Annotated in this window: 11 protein-coding genes; 4 read left to right on the top strand and 7 right to left on the bottom strand. The window is 66.2% G+C overall.

All coding sequences use genetic code 11. The features are described 5' to 3' along the window. Positions 1-209: 209 nt before the first annotated feature. Complete coding sequence (speA, locus tag AC1VXC_RS01890; protein ID WP_481538011.1) at positions 210-2,099, top strand: arginine decarboxylase; 1,890 nt, start codon at positions 210-212, stop codon at positions 2,097-2,099. Positions 2,100-2,181: 82 nt separating this feature from the next. Here the strand turns inward: speA and AC1VXC_RS01885 are convergent, their stop codons facing one another. From AC1VXC_RS01885 to radC, 4 genes are all read right to left on the bottom strand, one after another. Further along, positions 2,182-2,931 carry an SDR family NAD(P)-dependent oxidoreductase gene (locus AC1VXC_RS01885; protein ID WP_481529569.1) on the bottom strand — a complete coding sequence of 250 codons (750 nt, stop codon included), beginning with the start codon at positions 2,929-2,931 and terminating at the stop codon, positions 2,182-2,184. A gap of 981 nt (positions 2,932-3,912) precedes the next feature. Beyond that, positions 3,913-4,785, bottom strand: coding sequence for an SPOR domain-containing protein (locus AC1VXC_RS01880; protein WP_481539747.1), 873 nt, complete (start codon positions 4,783-4,785; stop codon positions 3,913-3,915). 21 nt (positions 4,786-4,806) lie between these two features. Further along, entirely contained in the window at positions 4,807-6,495 is a 1,689-nt protein-coding gene (gene argS / locus AC1VXC_RS01875; RefSeq protein WP_481539748.1) for an arginine--tRNA ligase, read from the bottom strand. 185 nt (positions 6,496-6,680) lie between these two features. Then, on the bottom strand, positions 6,681-7,355 hold the full coding sequence (gene radC, locus AC1VXC_RS01870; protein ID WP_481539752.1) for a RadC family protein: 675 nt from the start codon (positions 7,353-7,355) through the stop codon (positions 6,681-6,683). 97 nt (positions 7,356-7,452) lie between these two features. On the opposite strand from radC, the gene coaBC reads away from it, so the two are divergent. Genes coaBC through AC1VXC_RS01855 form a run of 3 tightly spaced genes read left to right on the top strand, consistent with a single transcriptional unit; the run spans position 7,453 to position 11,526 of the window. After that, on the top strand, positions 7,453-8,694 hold the full coding sequence (gene coaBC, locus AC1VXC_RS01865; RefSeq protein ID WP_313493264.1) for a bifunctional phosphopantothenoylcysteine decarboxylase/phosphopantothenate--cysteine ligase CoaBC: 1,242 nt from the start codon (positions 7,453-7,455) through the stop codon (positions 8,692-8,694). After that, positions 8,691-9,158: a dUTP diphosphatase gene (dut, locus tag AC1VXC_RS01860; RefSeq protein WP_481539749.1), complete on the top strand. Its 468-nt coding sequence runs from the start codon at positions 8,691-8,693 to the stop codon at positions 9,156-9,158. The genes coaBC and dut overlap by 4 nt, the downstream gene beginning before the upstream one ends. A 16-nt stretch (positions 9,159-9,174) precedes the next feature. After that, positions 9,175-11,526: a phosphomannomutase/phosphoglucomutase gene (locus AC1VXC_RS01855; protein ID WP_481539750.1), complete on the top strand. Its 2,352-nt coding sequence runs from the start codon at positions 9,175-9,177 to the stop codon at positions 11,524-11,526. Between the two features lie 398 nt (positions 11,527-11,924). On the opposite strand, the gene AC1VXC_RS01850 is transcribed toward AC1VXC_RS01855, so the two are convergent. The 3 genes from AC1VXC_RS01850 to kdpC are packed head-to-tail and all read right to left on the bottom strand — an operon-like array spanning position 11,925 to position 15,918. Then, positions 11,925-12,632 (bottom strand): response regulator transcription factor, encoded by a 708-nt coding sequence (locus AC1VXC_RS01850; RefSeq protein WP_481539689.1) that lies wholly within the window; start codon positions 12,630-12,632, stop codon positions 11,925-11,927. Then, complete coding sequence (locus tag AC1VXC_RS01845; RefSeq protein WP_481539690.1) at positions 12,625-15,285, bottom strand: ATP-binding protein; 2,661 nt, start codon at positions 15,283-15,285, stop codon at positions 12,625-12,627. Before AC1VXC_RS01845 ends, AC1VXC_RS01850 begins: the two co-directional genes overlap by 8 nt. Before the next feature lie 36 nt (positions 15,286-15,321). Then, entirely contained in the window at positions 15,322-15,918 is a 597-nt protein-coding gene (kdpC, locus tag AC1VXC_RS01840) for a potassium-transporting ATPase subunit KdpC (RefSeq protein ID WP_481539691.1), read from the bottom strand. Positions 15,919-15,920 lie beyond the last annotated feature (2 nt).

Genomic DNA, 15,920 nt, shown 5'->3' with positions numbered 1-15,920 from the left:
CGGGAGAAGGTGCCCCAAAGGGGCGGATGAGGGCAGCGGTGAGCCTGCCACAGCAGGGTTTCACCCGTAATCTGGCCCTGAACCCCGATTCAGTCAGGCTGGTCAGTCAGGCTGGGGGAAAGGCGCGGGCGCGGATTGTAACGGACCCTTGCCCCGCTAGCGTTAGAATGCGCCTCCTTATTTATCCACAGCTGAGAGTTGCTACGCCGATGAGCGATTGGTCCCTCGAACAGGCCCGCAAGACCTATTCGATTCCGCACTGGTCTGATGGTTATTTCGACGTCGATGCCGCCGGGCACGTCGTGGTCCGTCCCGCAGGCGCCCAGGGCGCGGCGGTGTCGTTGCCGCAGGTGGTCGATTCGGCGCGTGCCGCCGGCGCCAAGCTGCCGTTGCTGGTGCGCTTCCCGGACATCCTCGGCCAGCGCCTGGGCAAGCTGCAGGCAGCTTTCGCCCAGGCCCAGTCCGACTGGGACTACGCTGGCGGCTATACCGCGGTCTACCCGATCAAGGTGAACCAGCACCGTGGCGTGGCCGGCACCCTGGCCAGCCACCACGGCGAAGGCTTCGGCCTGGAAGCCGGTTCCAAGCCGGAGCTGATGGCGGTGCTGGCGCTGAGCCGGCCGGGCGGGCTGATCGTCTGCAACGGCTACAAGGACCGCGAGTACATCCGCCTGGCCCTGATCGGCCGCAAGCTCGGCCTGCAGACCTATATCGTCATCGAGAAGCCGTCCGAGCTGAAGCTGGTGCTGGAGGAATCCAAGGCACTGGACGTGAAGCCGGGCCTCGGCGTGCGCATGCGCCTGGCCTCGCTGGGCGCCGGCAAGTGGCAGAACAGCGGTGGCGACAAGGCCAAGTTCGGCCTGTCCCCGCGCCAGCTGCTGGACCTGTGGAAGGCGCTACGTGACACCGAGTACGCCGATTGCCTGAATCTGCTGCATTTCCACATGGGCAGCCAGATCAGCAATGTGCGCGACATCGCCAACGGCATGCGCGAGGCCACCCGTTACTTCGTCGAGCTGTCGCAGCTGGGCGCGAAGATCAGCCACGTCGATGTCGGCGGCGGCCTGGGTATCGATTACGAAGGCACCCGTTCGCGCAGCTACTGCTCGATCAACTACGGCCTCAATGCCTACGCCAGCAACATCGTGCAGCCGCTGGCCGAAGCCTGCGAAGAGCATGCGTTGACGCCGCCGCGCATCATCACCGAATGCGGCCGCGCGATGACCGCGCACCATGCGGTGCTGATCGCCAACGTGTCGGAGGTTGAGCAGGCAGCCGAAGGCCGCGTGCCGGAAGCGCATGACGACGAGCCGGCGGCGATCCGCCACCTGCGCGAGATCCACGAGGAACTCGACCAGCGCCCGGCGGTGGAACTGTTCCAGGAAGCCCAGCATTTCCACGCCGAGGGCCTGAGTGCCTATGCACTGGGCCAGATCGACCTGCCGCAGCGTGCGCGCATCGACGATCTGTTCTACGCCATCGCCAACGGCGTGCGCGCGCGCCTGAGTTACGACGAAAAGAGCCATCGCCCGGCGTTGGACGAATTGAATGATCGTCTGGTCGACAAGTACTTCGTCAACTTCAGCGTGTTCGAGTCGATCCCCGATGCCTGGGCAATCGACCAGGTGTTCCCGATCGTGCCGATCGAGCGCTTGAACGAGCGTCCCGAGCGTCGCGGCGTGATCGCCGACATGACCTGCGATTCCGATGGCATGGTCAAGACCTACGTCGAGAACGAAAGCCTGGACAGCTCGCTGCCGCTGCACGCGGTGCGTCACGGCGAGAGTTACCGCATCGGCTTCTTCCTGGTCGGCGCCTACCAGGAAATCCTCGGCGACATCCACAACCTGTTCGGCGACACCGACGCGGTGGAAGTGGTGGTCGAAGACGATGGCTACGTGATCACCCAGCAGCGTCGCGGCGACACCACCGATGTCATGCTGGACTACGTGGGCTACAGCCTGGCCGACCTGCGCACGGCCTACCGCGAGCGCGTGGCCGCCGCCGATCTGTCGGCAGAGCGTGCAGCGGAGTTGGATGCCGCATTGGAAGCGGGCCTGACCGGCTACACCTACCTGTCAGACGAACCGCTGGGCTAACAAAGCAAGCGAAACCAAAAGCCCCTCTCCCATCGGGAGAGGGGTTGGGGTGAGGGGAAGCTTCCAAGCAAGCAAACCCGACTTACCCCCGAAACACCTGAAACCCAGCAAACGACTGACTCACCGGCATCAGCTCGATGCGGTTGACGTTCAAGTGCGCCGGCAGCGTCGCTACCCAGAAGATCTGCTCGGCGATATCTTCGGCAGTCATCGGGCTGGCGCCGCCGTACAGCTGATCCGATGCGGCCTGGTTGCCGTGCGTACGCACCAGGGTGAACTCGGTTTCGGCCATGCCCGGCTCGATCGCGGTCACGCGCACGCCGGTACCGTGCAGGTCCGAGCGCAGGCCCAGCGAGAACTGGCTGACGAAGGCCTTGGTGCCGCCGTAGGCATTGCCGCCCGGGTACGGGTAGAGCGCGGCGGTGGAGCTGATGTTGATGATGGCGCCGCGCCGCTCGACCAGTTTGGGCAGCAGGTGATGGGTCAGCGTGACCAGCGCGGTGATGTTGGTGTCGATCATGGTGCGCCAGTCTTCCAGGCTGGCGTGCTGGGCTGCGGCCGTGCCCTGGGCAAGACCGGCGTTGTTGACCAGCAGGTCGATGTCGCGGAAGGCGGGCGGCAGGGCGGCCAGCGCGGCCTCCATCGCAGCGGCGTCGCGGATGTCGAAGGCGGCGGCGTGGATCTTGTCGGCGCCGAATTCTTCGACCAGCGGCTGCAGGCGCTCGGCGCGGCGACCGGTGGCGATCACTTTCCAGCCGGCCGCAGCAAAGCGACGGACGGCGGCGGCGCCGAAGCCGGAGGTGGCGCCGGTGATCAAAGCGGTCTTGGACATTGCGGAATCCTTGGGGCAGGGAAGTGAATTTTCGCACTGTGGCGGCGGAAGCGGGAGAAGGAATGGGGCAACGCCAAGCCTCATCTGTAGTGCCGAGCCATACTCGGCAGGGGCTTTATCGGTAAAGCTCAAAGCTCCCCTCATCCGCCCCTTCGGGGCATCCCCGCCTTCACAGGGACAGGCCCTACTCCCATAAACGGGAGAACGGAAAGCCAAGGCCAAGGCGCCCTCATCCCAACCCTTCTCCCGCAGGCGGGAGAAGGGCTAAAGCAACAGCCAAAGCAACAGCCAGAGCCAAATCCAAATCCAAAGCCAAAGCCAAAGCCAAAGCCAAAGCACCCCTCCCCAACCCTCCCCTTGGCTGCGCCAAAGGGAGGGGGCAGATTGCGGCATCTGTCAATTCGCAGTGCAGCCGCGCTTCGCTCCCTCCCTTTGGCGCAGCCAAGGGGAGGGTTGGGGAGGGGTGCTTTCTGCAGGGGAATGAACGTCGCAAACAGACAACTCAAGCAAGCGGACGAGCAAAGCCCCGGGTGCGCTGCGCTTACCCGGGCTACAAGTGCACAAACAAAAGCCCCGACATCAACCGATATCGGGGCACGAAAGTTCCAAAAGCACTACCCGCGAACCTACAGTCGTAATAGCCCCCTTTAGTTAAGGGGGCGCGCCGACAGGCGCGGGGATATGGAAGGACAGGGAGTGGGGCCCAAGGTTTGCAGCGCAAACCCTTGGGGTGAAGCCGCCGTAGGCGGTTTCACTTCCCCCTTTAGTAAAGGGGGCGCGCCGACAGGCGCGGGGATATGGAAGTACAGGGAGTGGGGCCCAAGGTTTGCAGCGCAAACCTTGGGGTGAAGCCGCCGTGGGCGGTTTCACTTCCTCCTTTAGTAAAGGGGGCGCGCCGACAGGCGCGGGGTTATGGGTGTAACGGGCACGGGGCCCAAAGTTTGCGAAGCAAACTTTGGGGTAACACCGCCTTCAGCGGTGTTACTGCGCCTTGATCGCCATCGCCTGCAGGCCCGTGCCGTTGAGCTTGGCCTTGGCTTCGGCCAATTCGCTGGCGGTGCCATAAGGCCCCATGCGCACGCGATACACGGTGTTGCCGTTGATCTGCGCCGATTCCACGCGCGCTGCCAAGCCCATCATCGCCAGCTTGGCCTTGGTCGATTCGGCATCGCCGGAGGCACCAAAAGCACCTGCCTGCAGGATGTAGCGTACGTTCTCGGTCGCCGCGGGTGCCGTCGCGGCAACGGTAGCCGCCGGCGCTGCTACCGGCTTGGGCGCCGCAGCGGCAGGTGCCGGGGTAACACTGGCGACCTGTGCCGGGCGCGAAGCCGTTTCAGTGATCGGCGTCGGTTGGCGCACGCTCTCGCTCACCGGTGCCGGCAACGGACGCCCTTCCAGCGCCGCCTGTGCACGCTGGGCTTCAGTCGGCGGCGTCGCAGGCGTAGCCGGCGTCGCTGCCGCAGTGGCACGCGCGGCGGCGGCACGACGTTGCTCCTCGGCCTTGGCGCTGGCAGCCAATTCGGCGTCGGACATCTGTACTTCCGTGCCCGGCAACAAGGTGTAGAAGTCGTACTGGGTGGCTGGCTTTTCCTCCGGCTTGGCACCGGCAGGCGTGGCTGGCTTGTTCGATTCCACACCGGCATCTACGTCGGCGTCGGCAACCGGTGCCGGCTGTGCATCCGGGTTGGGCTGTGGACCTACGCGCAGGAAGCCGTCGCCGTCCTTCTTGAACAGGTTGGGCGCCGCCAGGAACACCACCGCCGCAATCGCCACGCCGGCAACCAGCCACACCCAGCCGGGCGTGCCATTGTCGTTGTTGCGTCGTGCTTGGCTTTTGCCGCGTCGTGCTGCCATGTCTACTGCGTCTCCAGGTGTTTACATCTTTTCCGGGGCACTGACGCCCAGGATGCTCAGGCCGTTGGCCAGGGTCTGCCGTGCGGCGCTGGCCAGGGTGAGCTTGGCATTGCGCTCGGCTGCATCATCCACCAGCACCGGGGTGCCGTGATACCACGTGTGGAAAGCGTGTGCCAATTCACGCAGGTACTGCGCGATCTGGTGCGGTTCCAGCGCGATGCCGGCCGCTTCCACCACTTCCGGGTAACGCGAGATCTCGTTCATCAGTTCCAGCGAAATCTCATCATCCAGACGTGACAGTGCGGCCAGGCCTTCAGCCTGCTTGTAGTCCAGGCCCTTTTCCTGCGCTTGGCGCAGCAGTGAGCAGACGCGGGCATGCGCGTACTGCACATAGAACACCGGGTTGTCGCTGCTCTGCTGGCGGGCCAGGTCGATGTCGAAGGTCAGCTGCGAATCCGGCTTGCGGGCGATCAGGAACCAACGCACGGCATCGCTGCCCACTTCCTCGATCAGGTCGCGCAGGGTCAGGTAGCTGCCGGCACGTTTTGACAGCTTCACTTCCTCGCCGCCGCGCATCACCGTCACCATCTGGTGCAGCACGTATTCCGGCCAGCCCTTGGGGATACCCAGATCCAGTGCCTGCAGGCCGGCGCGCACGCGCGCCAGCGAGCCGTGGTGGTCGGCACCGAGTTCGGTGATGGCGCGCTCGTAGCCGCGCTGCCACTTGCTCAGGTGGTAGGCCACGTCCGGCAGGAAGTAGGTGAAGGTGCCGTCGGACTTGCGCATCACGCGGTCCTTGTCGTCACCAAAGTCGGTGGAACGCAGCCACAGCGCGCCGCCTTCCTCGTAGGTGTGGCCGGAGCTGATCAGCTGCTGCACGGTCTCGGCGACCTTGCCGTCCTTGTACAGCGAGCTTTCCAGGAAGTAGATGTCGAAATCCACGCCGAATGCGGCCAGGTCCAGGTTCTGCTCGTTGCGCAGGTAAGCCACGGCGAAGCGGCGGACTTCTTCCAGGTTCTCCGCATCCTTGGCGCCAACGATGTGGCTGCCTTCCAGGTCCACGGTCTGGCCCAGCAGGTAGGCCTTGGCCACGTCGCCGATGTATTCGCCGTTATAGGCTTCTGCCGGCCATTGCGCGTCGCCCGGCTTGAAGCCGCGCGCGCGCGCCTGCACCGACTTGGCCAGGTTTTCGATCTGCACGCCAGCGTCGTTGTAATAGAACTCACGCTTGGCGTTCCAGCCGTTGGCTTCCAGCACACGGGCGATGCAGTCACCGATGGCACCGGCGCGGCCGTGGCCGACATGCAGCGGGCCGGTCGGGTTGGCCGACACGTATTCGACGCCGACGCTGCGGCCGTTGCCGCTCAGGTTGCGGCCATAGTCCTCGGCTTCCTTGAGCACGCTGACCACTTCGCGCTGGTAGGCCACCGGCGAGAGTTTGAAATTGATGAAGCCAGGGCCGGCGATCTCGACATTGATCATGTCGTCGCTGGCCGGCAACGCGGCGACCAGCGCCTGCGCAACGGCACGCGGATTGCTGCGCGCGGCCTTGGCCAGCAGCATGGCGGCGTTGGTGGCGAAATCACCGTGTTCGCGGGTCTTGGGTCGCTCGACCACGAAATCCGGCGGCAGGGTGTCGGCAGGCAAGGTGCCGTTGGCGCGCAAGGCTTCGATGCCTTGGCCGATGAGGGCGCGGAGTTGGGCTTTCACGTGACTATTCTGCTTGAAGCGCGGAACTGACCATTTTACCTGACCTGCGCCGAGGCCGCCTGCGAGGCGCGGGCGGGGGTCAGGAATGTCAAAAAAACAGAAAGGCCGCTGCGGCTACAGGGCGGGTGGATTTCACTGATGGTCGAGCAGGTTTGCCACCGGCGGCAGAGTTCAGGCTGGCCCGTTCAGACCCAGCCGCGGGCGGCCAGCGATACCGGCGCGCCGTCACCGATCACGAAGTGATCCAGCAGGCGGATATCGACCAATGCCAGGGCCTGCTTCAGCCGCTCGGTGATCGCCCTGTCTGCCGCCGACGGTTCAGGATTCCCGGAGGGGTGGTTGTGGCCGACGATCACTGCTGCAGCGTTATGGGACAGAGCATGACGGACGACTTCACGCGGATGCACCTCGGCGCTGTCCAGCGTGCCTGTGGATAACTCCTCGAAGGCCAGGGCACGGTGGCGGTTGTCCAGGTACAACGCCGCGAATATTTCCTGCGGGCGGTGGCGCAGGCGTTGGGCGAAGTAGCGGCCGGCGGCGCTGGGGTCGGTGAGTGCATCGCCCCGTTCCAGCCCGGCGGCCAGATGGCGCCGCCCCAGCTCCAGCGCGGCGCTGAGCTGGCAGGCGCGGGCGGGCCCCAGGCCGGGAAGTCTGGCCAGTTGCGGAGCACTGCGGTCCAGCAATGCCCGCAGCGGGCCGTGCGTCTGCAGCAGCTCGCGGGCGGTCTGTACCGCATCACGCCCGCGCAGGCCGGAACCGAGGAAAATCGCCAGCAGTTCCGCATCGGAAAGTGCGGCCGCGCCACGCGTCAGCAGTTTTTCGCGCGGGCGTTCAGCGCTGGGCCAATCACGGATATGCATGAGTGGCAGATTCACCGCCATTTGCCAAAAACTGGATCAGGCGTAACAAAGCCTTCGGTTAAGCTAACCCTTCTTCTGTACCTAGGAATCCCCATCCGTGACCGCCGTTTCCCCCACTTCCCGCCCCTTGGAAGGACAGAAGCTGCTGCTATGCGTCGGCGGCGGCATCGCTGCGTACAAGTCGCTGGAGCTGGTGCGTCGGCTGCGTGATGCCGGCGCCACCGTGCAGGTGGCGATGACGGCGGGGGCGCAGCAGTTCGTCACCCCGTTGAGCTTCCAGGCGCTGTCCGGCCATCCCACCCGCACCACGCTGTGGGACAGCGCCGCCGAGCAGGCCATGGGTCATATCGAGCTGGCACGTTGGGCCGATCGCATCCTCATCGCCCCGGCCACCGCTGATCTGCTGGCCCGGCTGACGCATGGCAATGCTGACGATCTGGTCACCACGCTATGCCTGGCCAGCACTGCACCGCTGACGGTGTGCCCGGCCATGAACCACCGCATGTGGCTGCACCCGGCAACCCAGGCCAATATGGCCGTGCTGCGCGAGCGCGGCGTGCAGGTGATCGGGCCGGAAGATGGCCCGCTGGCCGAGGGTGAATCCGGCCCGGGCCGGGTCAGTGAAGCACCGACCATCATTGCGGCACTTGCCGGCAATCTGGCCCCACAGGCTCCGGCCAAGCCGGGCCGGCTGAACGGCATGCGCGTGCTGATCAGCGCCGGTCCCACTTACGAAGATCTGGATCCGGTGCGCTACGTCGGCAACCGCAGCAGCGGCAAGATGGGCTACGCCCTGGCCGCCGCCGCCGCCCGTCAGGGCGCGCAGGTGGTGTTGGTCAGCGGCCCGGTGCAGTTGCCCACGCCGGCTGGCGTGCAGCGCATTGATGTGCGCTCGGCCGCGCAGATGCGAGAGGCGGTGCTGGGCGCATTGCCTGCCGATATCTATATTGGCGCGGCCGCCGTGGCCGATTACACGCCACGCCAGGTCTCGCCGCAGAAGCTGAAGAAGACCGCCGGCAGCCAGACCCTGACCCTGGAGCTGGTACGCACCGCCGACATCCTGGCGGAAGTGGCCGTGCAGGAGCAGGCTTTGAAGCTGGTGGTCGGCTTTGCCGCCGAAACCCACGATGTGGAGAAATACGCCCGCGGCAAGCTCGCCGACAAGCACCTGGACCTGATCATCGCCAACCAGGTCGGCATTGCCGGCAATGGTTTCGAGAGTGACCAGAACGCGGCCGTGGCCTACTGGAACGGCGGCCTGCGCGAGTTCCCGGGCACCGCCAAGACCCAGCTGGCAGAGCAGTTGCTGGACCTTATCGCAGAGAGGTTGGACGCATGAGTAATGGACTGCAGCCCTTGCAGGTGAAGTTGCTGGATCCGCGCTTCGGTGACAGCTGGCCGCTGCCCGCCTATGCCACCGAGGCCAGCGCCGGCATGGACCTGCGCGCCGCCATCGAAGCGTCGTTGACGTTGGAGCCGGGCGATGCGGCCTTGTTGCCCAGCGGCATTGCCATCCATATCGCCGATCCGGGGCTGTGCGCGGTGGTTTTACCGCGTTCCGGGCTGGGCCATCGCCACGGCATCGTGCTGGGCAACGGGACGGGCCTGATCGATGCCGATTACCAGGGGCCGCTGCTGATCAGCGTATGGAACCGGGGCCGCGATGCATTCACCATCGAGCCCGGCGACCGTATCGCGCAGTTGGTGGTGATGCCGATTGCACGCGTGACGTTGCAGGTAGTGGATACTTTCATCGACAGTGCACGTGGAACGGGTGGATTCGGCCACACCGGGGTGCGCTGACAGGGGGAAACGCACGATGAGCCAAGGCAATGACAGCGGGCGGCCACGTCCCGCGCTGGGTCGATCAACACCACTGCTGGCGGTATTGCTGCTGCTGTTGGCCGGCTGGTTCGGCTGGAGCGCGGTAGAGCAATGGATGCAGTCCGGTACCAGTGCCGGGTTGGAGCAGTCCCGCGATCAGGCCGTGACCGGCGTGCAGCAGGCGTTGGCCGCGCAGACATCGCAGTTCGGCAAGCAGCTGGCGCTGGAGCCGGTGAAGGCTGCGCTGGTCAGCGGCGACGCAACCGCCGTCGCCTTGGCGATACGTGACAAGTGGAACGGCGTGGAAGACGCGCAGGTCCTCGACGCCAGCCTGGCCGCGGCCTATGCCGAGCCGGCGACCTTCGGATACTCGCGGTTGGCCTTGCTGGAACAGGCCCTGACCGCCGGCCAGCCGGTAGCGCTGGTAGTCCGCGATGGGGGGAGTCCGCGCCTGGGCCTGGCCGCGCCGGTGCTGCTGCAAGGCAAGCCGGCGGTGATCTACATCCGCCAGCCGCTGACCCGTTTGACCTCCGTGTTTGATGGTATCGATTCGCCGGACAGTGCCTTCCTGGGCCTGCGCCAGGGCGGCTTCACCATCGTCCAGAAGGGCGACACCAGCCTGGGCAACAGCGCCGACGCGCTGGCGCGCCCGGTCGGCGACACCGGCCTGCGGGTGGTGGCGGAGTTGCCGGATGCCAACACCGGGGCGATGGGACTGGGGGTGATCCCCAGCGCCATCGTGGCGCTGTTGCTGGTGGCCACGGCATTGCTGCTGTTGTTGGGGCGCAAGCGTCTGATGAACCTGCCGGCCCTGCGCAAGAACAATGCCGAGGCCGACGACGCCGGCCCGACCCTGCAGGAAGCATTGGAACAGGATCCGCAGCCGTTGCCGTTGGCGGCCACGGCGCGCCCGGGTGATGCGCCGCAGGCGCAGGTCGAGCCGGGTGCCGAAGCGGTATTGCCGGTGATCTTCCGTGCCTACGACATCCGTGGCGTGCTTGGCACCGAGTTGAATGCCAGTGTCGCGACCTTGATAGGGCAGGCGATTGGCAGCGAAATGCAGGCGCAGGGGCTGCGCGACGTGGTGGTGGGGCGCGATGGCCGCCTGTCCGGACCGGAGCTGGCCGATGCCCTGATCGTGGGCCTGCGCCGCGCCGGTTGCGATGTCATCGATATCGGCATGGCACCGACACCGGTGGTGTACTTCGCCGGTTACCACCTGCGTGCGGGCAGCTGCGTCGCCGTCACCGGCAGCCACAATCCACCGGACTACAACGGCTTCAAGATCGTCATCGGTGGCGAGACCCTGTCCGGCGGTGCCATCACCGACCTGTACAAGCGCATCCAGGAAGGCCGCCTGCAGCGCGCCGACAGCGAAGGCAGCCTGCAGCAGCGTGAGGTCATCAATGACTACGTGCAGCGCATCGCCGATGACGTGCAGCTGGACCGCCCGCTCAAGATCGTCGCCGATGCCGGCAACGGTGTGGCTGGTGCGGTGGCGCCGCAGTTGCTGGAGGCCATCGGTGCCGAGGTCATTCCGTTGTACTGCGACGTGGATGGCAACTTCCCCAATCACCACCCGGACCCCAGCGATCCGCACAACCTCGAAGACCTGGTGCAGATGGTCAAGCGTTTCGACGCGGACCTGGGCGTGGCCTTCGATGGTGACGGTGACCGCTTGGGCGTGGTCACCAAGGACGGCAAGATCATCTTTGCCGACCGCCTGCTGATGTTGTTCGCCGCCGATGTGCTGGCCCGCAACCCTGGCGCTATGGTCATCTACGACGTCAAGTGCACCGGAAAGTTGTCCGATTACATCCTGCGCAATGGCGGCAGCCCGATGATGTGGAAGACCGGGCATTCGCTGGTCAAGGCCAAGATGCGCGAGACCGATGCCGAGCTGGCTGGCGAGATGAGCGGCCACTTCTTCTTCAAGGAACGCTGGTACGGCTTCGATGATGGCCTGTACGCGGCGGCGCGCCTGCTGGAGATTCTGGCGCAACGCGATGAAGAACCGTCGGAGGTACTGAACGAATTGCCGGATGCGGTCTCCACGCCCGAGCTCAAGGTGGCGGTGGAAGAGGGCACCCAGCATGCGCAGGTGGCTTTGATCGTGGCAGCGGCGCAGTTGGAGGAGTCACCGTTCGCGGGCGCCCGCATCTCCACCATCGATGGCCTGCGTGCGGATTTCAACGACGGCTGGGGGCTGGTGCGTGCGTCCAACACCACGCCGGTGCTGGTACTGCGTTTCGAAGGCAATGACGAGGCCGCGCTGGAGCGGATCAAGGCGGTGTTCCGTGAGCAGTTGCTGCAGGTGCTGCCTACGGGGACCGAGCTGGGGTTCTGATCGAGCGTGCTGTCTGGCGAAAGGCCGCCCGCGTGTTGCTTGGCGGCCTTTTGTTTTTTCAGGAGGGCTGCTTGCGAGGGGGGCGGTTTGGGGCTTTGGATTGGTGCGAAGAGCACCCCTCCCCAACCCTCCCCTTGGCTGCGCCAAAGGGAGGGGGCGCATCGTGCGCTGACCGTCAGATCGAAGCGCCGTCGCTTGTCTCCCTCCCTTTGGCGTAGCCAAGGGGAGGGCCGGGGAGGGGTTGCCGTTGCTCGTGCCTTCGCTCGCTTGTAGGAGCGGCGTCAGCCGCGAAGCCACAGTGGTTTCCGCATCCACCAATCTCACATCAACGAACGCCTGTTGTTTCACCAGCTGCGCGGCTGAGGCCGCTCCCACAACCACAACCGGCTCGCATCACTTCACGTCCCACCAAACCGCAAACCAACCCCCGGCTCGGTGAACAGGTAACGCGACTCCAACGCCGAATCGCCCAGCTTGTGCCGCAAACGCCCGACCAGGATGCGCAGGTAATGGGTGTCATGCCGATGCGTCGGCCCCCAGATTTCCTGCAGGATCTGCGGCTGCGTCACCACTCGCCCGGCATTGCGCAACAGCAGCGCCAGCAGCGCGTATTCCTTGCGGGTCAGCGCAATCGCCTCGCCGTCCACGCGCACGTCGCGGCGGGCCAGGTCGATATGCAGGTGGCCATCGTCGAACACCGGCACCTGGCCTTCGCTGTCGGTGCTGCGGCTGCGCAGCAGCGCCCGCACCCGCGCCATCAGCTCCTGGGTGCCGAACGGCTTGGTCACGTAGTCGTTGGCGCCATTGTCCAGGGCCCGCACCTTCTCCGCCTCGCCGGCGCGCACGCTGAGCATGATCACCGGCACCTGGCTCCATTGCCGCAGCTCGGCCAGCACGTCATGGCCTTCCATGTCGGGCAGGCCGATATCCAGCACCACCAGGTCGGCACCGTCCTCGGCCAGCCGTTGCAGGCCTTCGGCGCCGTTGGCGGCCTGGCTGACCGCATAACCCTGCGCGCGCAATGAGATATCCAGAAAGCGCCGGATCTGTACTTCGTCATCCACCACCAGCACGCGCGGCGGCGGAATGGCGGGCGCTTCAGCCATCATCGCGCGGGCTCTCGGGGTGCGGCTGGAGCATGGGCAGGCTCATGCGTATCAGGGTACCGCGTCCGTCGTGGCCCGGCAGCGCCTCGACGCGGCCGCCATGGGCACCAATCATGCCCTGGCAGATGGTCAGGCCCAGGCCGGTGCCCTGGCGGCCACGGTCGCCGCGTTCCACGCTGTAGAACATGTCGAAGATGCGCGCGCGCTGGTCATCGGGGATGCCGGGGCCGGCGTCGATCACGTCGATGACCAGTTCGCCATCATGCTGGCGCGCATGCACTTCGATCGGCACCTCGGCGGGCGAGAATTTGGCCGCGTTCTCCATCACGTTGAACACCGCTTGTTCGACCAGCGCCGGGTGCACCCAGATCGGTGCCAGCGTTGCCGGGATATCCAGTTGCAGCCGCACCTCCGGTTGGTAGCGCTGCAGCCGTCGCGCGGCCGAGCCGATCAGCTCGTCCACGCCGATCCAGTCGCGGTTGAGCTTGAGCCCGTCATGGCCGAGCCGGGTCATGTCCAGCAGGTTCTGGATATAGCGGTCCAGCCGCTCGCCCTCGACCACGATGGTGTCGAGCAGGGCGCGACGGTCGCTGGCATCCATTGCATCGGCGTAGTTGGACAGGCTGTCGGCCGAGCCGATCATCGCGGCCAGCGGCGAGCGCAGATCGTGTGATACCGAGGACAGTAGTGCAGAGCGCAGACGCTCGGTTTCGTTGTGCAGGTGCGCGGTTTCCAGATCGGCGACCAGCCGCGTGCGCAATGCGGCCTGGGCGATGTCGTCGGCCATCGCTTCCACCAGCTGGCGTTGTTCCGGTGCCAGGCGCGGATGCTGGTGGTCGAAGCGCAGCCCGGCCACGCCTATCGCGTGTGCTTCGCCGTCCAGCAGGGGCAGGAACCACCAACCGGCGCCGGCCAGCGTGTCGGTGAAGCGGCCTGCAGGCTGGCCATGGCGCAGGGCCCAATCGGCCGCAGCCAGATCGGTGTCGCCGGGGGCGGCGCTGCCGCTGGTACTGGTATCGGCACCCAGCCGCACCCATGCGGGTGCATCCAGCGCCTGTTCCAAGGCTACCCGCCCGGCATGGGCAACCTGGGCATTGTCGGTGGCGCCCACCAGTTGCCGGCCCAGCGTCTGCCGCACATTGGCGTGGCGGTTGGCGGCGCGCAGCGCCACCACCTGCATGCGCAGGCGCGAGGCCAGGCGGCCGGCGACCAGCGCGGCGGCCAGGAACAGGAAGACGGTGATCACGCCCTGGCGCGCGCTGATCGCGAAGGTGAAGCGCGGTGCGATGAAGAAGAAGTTGTAGGCCAGGAAGCACAGCGTCGCTGCCAGCACCGCCGCACTCATGCGCGTGCGTGCGGCCACCAGCACCACCGCGACGATGAACACCATCGCCAGGTCGCTGAGGCCGATCCAGTGTTCGCCCAGCCATGCGGCCAGGCAGGCGCCGGCGGTGGCCAATACCGCCGTCATCGCATCCTTGCCCCAGCTGTCCGGGGCCAGCGACAGGCCGAAGCGACGCGCGTTGGCGCGTGCCTGCGGGGTGCTGATGATGGTGATCTCGTAGTGGGCGCCGCGTTGGATCAACTGCTGGGTCAGGGTCTGGTTGAACAGGCGCGCCAGTGGCCGTTCGCGGGTACGGCCGAGCACCAGCGACGACACCGCGTTATGGGCGGCGTAGTCGAGCAGCGCATCGGCGATGCCCGGCCCGTGCAGCAGTTCGGCGTCGCCGCCCAACCGCCGCGCCAGTGCGAACGCATCGTCGATTTCGCGACGGGTTGCCTCGTCGTGACGCCGGTGTTGCACGGTCACCACCGTCCACGGTGCATCGCGGCGCTCGGCGATGCGCCGCGCTACCCGCACCAGGTATTCGCTCTGGCCGCCGCCGTCGATGGCAACCACAACGCGGCGGCGCAGCGGCAGATTGCCTTCGCCGCGCGCGGCGCGGGTCTCGCGCAGGCTGCTGTCGACGCGGTCGGCGGCTTCCTGCATCGCCAGCTCGCGCAGGGCGGTGAGGTTGGCCGGTGAAAAGAACGCCTGCAGCGCCTGCGCGGCCTGTTCCGGTACGTAGACCTTGCCCTGCTGTAGGCGCTCGATCAGCTCGCGCGGTGGCAGATCGACCAGCACGATGTCGTGCAGGCGATCGAATACCACGTCGGGCACGGTCTCGCTGACGCGCACGCCGGTGATACGCATCACCACATCGTTGAGGCTTTCCAGATGCTGGATGTTGATCGTGGTCCACACGTCGATACCGGCATCGAGCAGCTCCATCACATCCTGCCAGCGACGTTCGTGGCGGCTGCCGGGAGCGTTGCGATGGGCCAGTTCATCGACCAGCACCAGTGCTGGCCTGCGCGCCAGCACCGCATCCAGATCCATCTCCTGCAGTTGGTGACCGTGGTACTCCACCGCGCACATGGCAATGCGCGGCAGGCCGTCGAGCAGGGCGGCGGTATCGCTGCGGCCATGGGTTTCCACCACGGCCGCCATCACGTCCACGCCGCGCCGCAGCTGTTCCTGGGCGCGGGTAAGCATGCTGAAAGTCTTGCCCACGCCCGGTGCGGCGCCGAGGAAGACGGTGAGCTTGCCGTCGGCGTCGCGTTGCAGGGCCTCGGCCAAGGCATCGGCCTGGCGGCTACGGGAGTCGTTCATGGCCACGATTGTGCGCTGTTGCAGGCGCGCCCCGCATCAGGGCGCATGCGCGGCCTGGTCCAAGGCCAGGTTGAGGGCAATCACGTTGATGCGCGGCTGTCCGAATACGCCCCATTGGCGGTCCTGCAGTTGAGCATCAACCAGCGCTTGCACCTCTGCCTGCGACCAGCCGCGTGCCGCGGCAACGCGTGCCACCTGCACCTGCACCGCAGCCGGAGACAGCTCCGGGTCCAGCCCGCTGGCCGACTGCGTGACCAGGTCGGCCGGCACCGTGGCCGGGTCGATCTTCTCGCGTGCGGCGACGGCGGCGGTGGCCTCGCTGACGCGTTTGACCAGGTCTGGATTGCTGCGCGCCATATTGCTGCCGGCCGCGGCCATCGGGTCGTAGTTGGCCGACGAAGGACGGCTCTGGAAATAACCATCGCCAACGAACGGCTGCGCCAGATAAAGCGAGCCGCGCACCTGTCCATCGGCATCGCGGATCAGGCTGCCGTCGGCCTGCGCCGGGAACAGCGAGCCGGAGATGCCGGTCGCCAGCACCGCATAGACCAGGCCGGTGCCAAGCAGGCCGAACACGGACAGACCAATGGCCGGGCGCCACAGCGGGTTGCCGGAGCGATGGGAAGATTTCATTG

The sequence above is a fragment of the Stenotrophomonas sp. STEN033 genome (genome assembly GCF_056856655.1).
Note: the sequence above shows the minus strand (reverse complement) of the source record. Positions and strands in the feature narration are given on the sequence as shown.

What these genes read in the sequence shown, in the direction of transcription:
- AC1VXC_RS01845 (WP_481539690.1), bottom strand. Translation starts at nt 15,285, where the DNA reads ATGAACGACTCCCGTAGCCGCCAGGCCGATGCCTTGGCCGAGGCCCTG.
- AC1VXC_RS01855 (WP_481539750.1), top strand. Translation starts at nt 9,175, where the DNA reads ATGAGCCAAGGCAATGACAGCGGGCGGCCACGTCCCGCGCTGGGTCGA.
- AC1VXC_RS01850 (WP_481539689.1), bottom strand. Translation starts at nt 12,632, where the DNA reads ATGGCTGAAGCGCCCGCCATTCCGCCGCCGCGCGTGCTGGTGGTGGAT.
- radC (WP_481539752.1), bottom strand. Translation starts at nt 7,355, where the DNA reads ATGCATATCCGTGATTGGCCCAGCGCTGAACGCCCGCGCGAAAAACTG.
- dut (WP_481539749.1), top strand. Translation starts at nt 8,691, where the DNA reads ATGAGTAATGGACTGCAGCCCTTGCAGGTGAAGTTGCTGGATCCGCGC.
- speA (WP_481538011.1), top strand. Translation starts at nt 210, where the DNA reads ATGAGCGATTGGTCCCTCGAACAGGCCCGCAAGACCTATTCGATTCCG.
- AC1VXC_RS01885 (WP_481529569.1), bottom strand. Translation starts at nt 2,931, where the DNA reads ATGTCCAAGACCGCTTTGATCACCGGCGCCACCTCCGGCTTCGGCGCC.
- AC1VXC_RS01880 (WP_481539747.1), bottom strand. Translation starts at nt 4,785, where the DNA reads ATGGCAGCACGACGCGGCAAAAGCCAAGCACGACGCAACAACGACAAT.
- kdpC (WP_481539691.1), bottom strand. Translation starts at nt 15,918, where the DNA reads ATGAAATCTTCCCATCGCTCCGGCAACCCGCTGTGGCGCCCGGCCATT.